This window comes from Microbacterium sp. B35-04 (assembly GCF_010634885.1).
In the GTDB taxonomy this organism is placed as follows: Bacteria; Actinomycetota; Actinomycetes; order Actinomycetales; family Microbacteriaceae; genus Microbacterium.
The window spans coordinates 1-5,924 of the sequence record NZ_MWLP01000142.1 but is presented as its reverse complement, the minus strand read 5'-3'; the positions used below and the strand labels follow the sequence as shown (position 1 = coordinate 5,924).

The window sequence follows — 5,924 nt, the reverse complement described above, 5'->3', positions numbered from 1 at the left end:
GACGAAACGCCTTGAGCCGACCGGCCACACCGGCCACACCGGGCTGAACGACCGGCACCCGCCGCCTAGACTGGAACCCCGTGACCGTCATCCTCGCGGCGATCGCAGCCTTCGTCGCTGCCGTCATCCAGCGCATCACCGGGCTCGGCTTCGTGCTGGTGCTGGTCGGCCCGATCGTCCTGCTGTACGGACCGGTCGAGGGCGTCACCCTCGGCGTGCTGCTGGCGCTGGTCGCGTCCCTCGTCGCCATCCCCCTGGTCTGGCGGCAGATCGACTGGGGTCGCTCGTGGTGGCTCATCTGGCCCGGCATCGTCGCCGCGCCGTTCGGTGCGCTGCTCGTGCACCTGCTGCCTGACGCCGCCCTCCTGCTCCTCATCGCGGCGATGGCGTTCCTCGCGCTGCTGGCGGGACGGATCTCGGCCCTCTCCGCGTCACTGACGGGACGCATGGGCGCCGTGGTCTCAGGCTCGGCCGCCGGGTTCATGCATGTCGCGAGCGGCCTGTCGGGCCCGCCGCTCGCGGCCTACGCGGTCGGCGACCGATGGCCGCAGCGCAGCTTCGCGGCGAGCGCGCAGCTGATCTTCACCGTGTTCGGTGTGGTGTCCGTGGCGCTGCGCGGGCTCCCGGTCTCCCCCGCCGAGGATGTCGGCACCCTCGTCGTCGCGACGATCGCCGGCATCGCGATCGGCACGATCCTGTCCCGCAACGTCTCGCCGCGCATCGCCCGAGCGGCGATGCTCGTGCTCGCCTGGGCCGGAGCGACGGTGGTGCTGGTGCGCGGCATCCTGGCACTGTTCCTTTGAGAGGTTCCGCCCTCGGCGGCGGTCGTGCCGGCGCGCAGGGGCGTGAGCACACTCGATTTCGGTTAATGCTGCTTCACGCTTAGTGTTCTGTCGGCGGAATCGTCACGCCGGCACGAGGACGTGCGCATCGACGAACGTGAGGATCAATGAGCGACCATCGCTACGCCGTCATCGGCGCCGGGCCGTCTGGCCTGTCTGCTGCCCGTGCCCTGCAGAAGGCCGGCATCGAGTTCGACGGCTTCGAGGCGTCCCGTGGGGTCGGCGGCCTCTGGGACATCGAGAACCCGCGCTCGACCATGTACGAGTCGGCCCACCTCATCTCGTCGCGGACCACCACCGAGTTCGCCGAGTTCCCCATGCGGACGACCGCCGATTATCCCAGCCACCGCGAGCTCATCGCGTACTTCCGCGACTTCGCCGATCACTTCGGGCTCACCGACCGCTTCCGCTTTGACACGAAGGTCACCTCCCTCGAGCGCACCGAGGACGGCGGATGGATGCTGGAAGCCACCGGTTCCGCCGCCGGCGAGCCGCTGAAGCAGCGGTACGACGGGGTCATCCTCGCCAACGGCACGCTGGCCGAGCCGAACGTCCCCGCGTTCCGCGGCGAGTTCGCCGGCGAGCTCCTGCACACCAGCGCGTACAAGTCGGCGTCGCAGCTCACCGGCAAGCGCGTGCTCATCATCGGCGCCGGCAACTCCGGCTGCGACATCGCGGTCGACGCGGTGCACCATGCGGCCTCCGTCGACATGAGTGTGCGGCGGGGGTACTACTTCGTGCCCCGGTACCTCTTCGGCAAGCCGTCCGACACGCTCAACCAGGGGCGACCGCTGCCCGCACGGATCAAGCAGTTCGTCGACACCCGGGTGCTCCGCGCGTTCACCGGCGACCCGGTGCGGTTCGGCTTCCCGAGGCCCGACTACAAGATCTACGAGTCGCACCCGATCGTCAACACCCTGATCCTCAACCACCTCGGCCAGGGCGACCTGCGCATCGTCCCGGACATCGACCGCTTCGACGGCCGCGCCGTCCGCTTCCGCGACGGGTCCTCCTCGGAGTACGACACCGTGATCCTCGCGACCGGGTACAAGCTCGACTACCCGTTCGTCGATCGCGGCGAGCTCGCGTGGACCGGCATGGCGCCGCGCCTGTACCTCAACGCGTTCACCCCGTCGTTCAACGGGCTGTACGTGATGGGCATGATCGAGGCATCCGGAATCGGCTGGCAGGGCCGCTACGAGCAGGCCGAGCTCATCGCCGCCTACCTCGCGGCGCTGGAGCGGCACCCCGAGCGCGCCGCGGCCTTCCGCCGGCGGGTGGCCGGCGAGCCGTGGCCCGACCTCACCGGCGGCTACCACTACCTCGGCCTCGAGCGCATGTCGTACTACGTCAACAAAGACGCCTACCGCGGTGCCGTACGCGCCGCCACCCGGATGCTGAAGACGGATGCCGCGGCGCCGACGTCGCGGCGCGGCCCCTTCGACAGGCTCACGGACCGAAGGATGTCGGCATCCGTGCGTAGGCCCTCGTCGAAGAAGGTGACCGCATGAACCCGGACGACGTTCTCCTCAACTTCAATCCGGGCACGCTCGTCCTGCTCAACGTGGTGCTGGGGCTGATCATGTTCGGCATCGCGCTCGACACCACGCTCGACGACTTCAAGGTCGTCGCGCGCAAGCCGAAGCCGTTCGTCATCGCGATCATCGCGCAGCTCGTCGTGCTGCCGGCCGTGACCTTCGGGCTCACCCTGATCCTGCCGGTGACGCCGTCGATGGCGCTCGGCATGATCCTCGTCGCCTGCTGCCCGCCCGGGAACATCTCGCAGGTGCTCACGCACCGCTCCGGCGGCAACGTGGCGCTGTCGGTATCGATGACGGCTGTGTCGAACCTCCTCTACATCTTCGTGCTGCCGCTCTCGGTCGCCTTCTGGGGGTCGTTGCACCCGACCGCGAGCGAGCTGCTGGTCGCCGTCGAGCTCAACCCCTGGGTGATGCTCGGCGACATCCTGCTCATCATCGGCGTGCCGTTCGCCCTCGGTCTGTTCATCCGGCACCGCTTCCCCGCCTTCGCCCGCAGGGTGCAGCCGTGGGTGAAGTGGTTCTCGCTGCTCGCGCTCGTCGGCTTCATCGTGGCCGCCCTCGCGGGCAACTGGACGTACTTCGTGGCGTTCCTCGGCATCATCGTGCTCGTCGTCACCATCCACGACGCGGTCGCGCTCGCCATCGGCTACACCACCGCCGTCGTCGGCGGTCTCGGCACGCGCGAGCGCAAGGCCATGACCTTCGAGGTGGGCATCCGCAACGCCGGCCTCGGGCTCGGTCTCGTCTTCACGTTCTTCGGAGGCCTCGGCGGGATGGCCATCGTCGCCGGCTGGTGGGGCATCTGGGACATCATCGCCGGCCTCGCCGTCGCCGCTCTGTGGGCCCGGCACACCCGCCGCAGGACCGGCTCGGCCAAGGGGGACGCCTCACGCCACGCGCTGCGGGGAACGGATGCCGCGGCCCGGGGGTCGGGATCGGGCTCGGACTCGGGCGCGGGGTCGGGGTCGGACTTCGGTTCGGGGTCGGGGTCGGGGTCGCGCTCGGGGCCGGGCTCGGGCTCGGGCGCGGGGTCGGGCTCGGGCTCGGGCTCGGGCGCGGGGTCGGGCTCGGACTCGGGCGCGCCCGCGGGAGCACCGGAGTGAGCCGCACAGGGCACACCGGCGCGGCGCGCGCCGCGGCCGCGCTCAGCAGCCTCTCGACGCAGCCGATCACGGTGGTCGATCGCGCCGCGCGCCACACCGCGAACGAGCGTGTGCGGGTGCTGGTCACCGGGGGCGCCGGTTTCCTCGGATCCCACGTGGCCGCAGCGCTGGTCGCGCGCCCCGACGTGGAACTGGTCGTGGCGGGCGACGTGCGGCGGCCGGAGCATCCGATCGAGGGCGTCATCTACGACGAGTGCGACGTGACGCGCGCCGCAGGGCTGGTGCCGCTGCTCGAGCGCCACCGCATCGACGTGGTCGTGCATCTCGCCGCGATCGTGAACCCCGGCCGCGACCACGATCTGGAGTACCGCGTCGACGTCGACGGTTCCCGCCACGTGCTCGAGGCCTGCGTCGAGGCGGGTGTGCGGCGCATCGTGGTGTCGTCGTCGGGTGCCGCCTACGGCTACCACCCCGACAGCCCCGAGTGGCTCCGCGAGTCCGACCCGGTGCGCGGCAACGACGAGTTCGCGTACTCGAAGCACAAGCGCCTCGTCGAGCAGCTGCTCGCCGCCTACCGCGTCGCGCATCCCGAGCTCGAGCAGGTGGTGTTCCGCATCGGCACGATCCTCGGACCCACCGTGCAGAACCAGATCACCGCCCTCTGGAACGGCCGCGCGGTGCTGGCGGTGCGCGGCTCGGAGTCGCCGTTCGTGTTCGTGTGGGTCGACGACGTCGCCGGCGCCATGGCACGCGCCGCGACGGACGGTCCTCGCGGCGTCTACAACGTCGCCGGCGACGGCCGGGTGACCGTGCCCGAGATCGCCCGACGCCTCGGCAAACCGGTCGTCACCGTGCCTGCCGGGCTTCTCGGATTCGCGCTGCGGGTCGGACGGATGCTGCGCCTGACGGTCCACGGTCCCGAGCAGGTGGGCTTCCTCCGCTACCGCCCGGTGCTCGCGAACGACGCACTCAAGCGCGACTTCGGCTACACGCCCGCGAGGACCTCGGCCGAGGCATTCGAGGCCTACCTCGACACCCACCCCGGCGTCGCTCGCCGCTGACCCGGGACCCGCTGAGCCTCCGTCGCCCCAGCTTCCGCTAGCGGGGCATCGCCGCGGTCCGGACATCGCTGGCCACCAGCACCCCGGAACCCGCGATGTCCGGACCGCAAACCCGCCGCTGACCACCACCGCCGGCGCGGTCCGGACATCGCTGGCCACCAGCACCCCGGGACCTGCGATGTCCGGACCGCGGTTGGGGAGAGCGAAAGACGGGGCGGCTGGCGTGATTCACGGACGCCAACCTGCACGGAGGAGCGCGTTGCGCACCATGTCGACGGCCGCGGTCGGGTCAGGCTCGAGGTGGTGCTTTAGGATCCTCACAAGGCGCCATCCGGTCTCATCGATCTCACGCCAGCGGTCGGCGTCACGGGCGAACTGATGTACGTCTGCGGCATGCTGGCGGCCGTCGTACTCGACACCGACTCGAAACTCCGGGTACGCCTGGTCGAGCCGCGCGACGAACCGCCCGTCGTCGGCGTAGAGATTGCACCCGAGCTCGGGCTCGGGGAGTCCCGCACCGACGATCTGCAGACGCAGATCGGTCTCGTACGGTGACTCCGATCCCTCTCGCACCAGGTCGAGAAGCAGTTCGAGTCGAGGCTTGCGGCGCGAGCAGGCCTCCGCACGGAGCTCGTCAATCGTTGCGAGCCTCCGACGCCGCGCCACAAGATGATCGGCCGCGATGATCAGCTCGACATCGGTCAGATGGGCGGATGCTTGCACCCACGCCCGCGCTGGATCCTCGACGCGAAGGCCACCGACCTCCCGGTACGCGGGCGCTCTGACTGCAAGACGGTGCGAGATCACCCCCGTCGTCCGCGCGGGATTTCGCGGGCGGATGCTCGACACGTGGATCATCCTGTCCCAGGCGGCCGGCGTCGGGGATCCGCGCAGGATCAGGGCGGTGCCATGGCTGAAGAAGTCCCCCTCCCCCATTCGGGTGGCGAACGCGCGGCAGTTGCGTTTGAACAGGCGCAGCGCGACCTCCCGCGACGAGAGTCCGTCGGATGCCGCGCGCTCCGCGTGAGCGTACTTCGGCTCACGCACTCCGTAGAAGGGTCGCTCGAACCCCGGACCGTCCAGTTCGGCGCGACTGAATCCGGCGCAGAGGCCGTCCGAGACTCTGAACGGGGCTGTACCGAACGAAGAGGCGTGTCGCACCATTCCCCGAGTCCATCGTGTCAGGACTCCGGGGGCCCGCCCGTGTTCGCGATCGGTGGATGACTCCGCATCTGCGGCAACGAAACGGGGGTGTGGAGGAGCGTCGGTCCGCGCGCGTTCACGCCCCCTCCGGTCCAGGAATCGCCTGCCGCCGGCACCCCGAAACCGGCGATGTCCGGACCGCACCAGAGAACCGAACCACAACCACCCCTCCGG

At 70.3% G+C, this 5,924-nt stretch carries 5 protein-coding genes; 4 read left to right on the top strand and 1 reads right to left on the bottom strand.

Features of this window, described 5'->3' with window-relative positions; translation table 11 throughout:
• Window positions 1–80: 80 nt before the first annotated feature.
• From B1729_RS19975 to B1729_RS19960, 4 genes are all read left to right on the top strand, one after another.
• A complete protein-coding gene (locus B1729_RS19975; RefSeq protein WP_163616988.1) occupies window positions 81–803 on the top strand; it encodes a TSUP family transporter in 723 nt (240 codons plus the stop codon).
• Window positions 804–949: 146 nt separating this feature from the next.
• A complete protein-coding gene (locus tag B1729_RS19970; RefSeq protein WP_163634559.1) occupies window positions 950–2,353 on the top strand; it encodes an NAD(P)/FAD-dependent oxidoreductase in 1,404 nt (467 codons plus the stop codon).
• Window positions 2,350–3,486: a bile acid:sodium symporter family protein gene (locus tag B1729_RS19965; RefSeq protein WP_163634557.1), complete on the top strand. Its 1,137-nt coding sequence runs from the start codon at window positions 2,350–2,352 to the stop codon at window positions 3,484–3,486. Before B1729_RS19970 ends, B1729_RS19965 begins: the two co-directional genes overlap by 4 nt.
• The gene (locus tag B1729_RS19960; protein ID WP_239539731.1) at window positions 3,483–4,547 is read left to right on the top strand and encodes an SDR family oxidoreductase; all 1,065 of its coding nucleotides are present in this window, start codon (window positions 3,483–3,485) and stop codon (window positions 4,545–4,547) included. The genes B1729_RS19965 and B1729_RS19960 overlap by 4 nt, the downstream gene beginning before the upstream one ends.
• 228 nt (window positions 4,548–4,775) lie before the next feature.
• Here the strand turns inward: B1729_RS19960 and B1729_RS19955 are convergent, their stop codons facing one another.
• Complete coding sequence (locus B1729_RS19955; protein WP_163634555.1) at window positions 4,776–5,711, bottom strand: hypothetical protein; 936 nt, start codon at window positions 5,709–5,711, stop codon at window positions 4,776–4,778.
• Window positions 5,712–5,924: the final 213 nt, after the last annotated feature.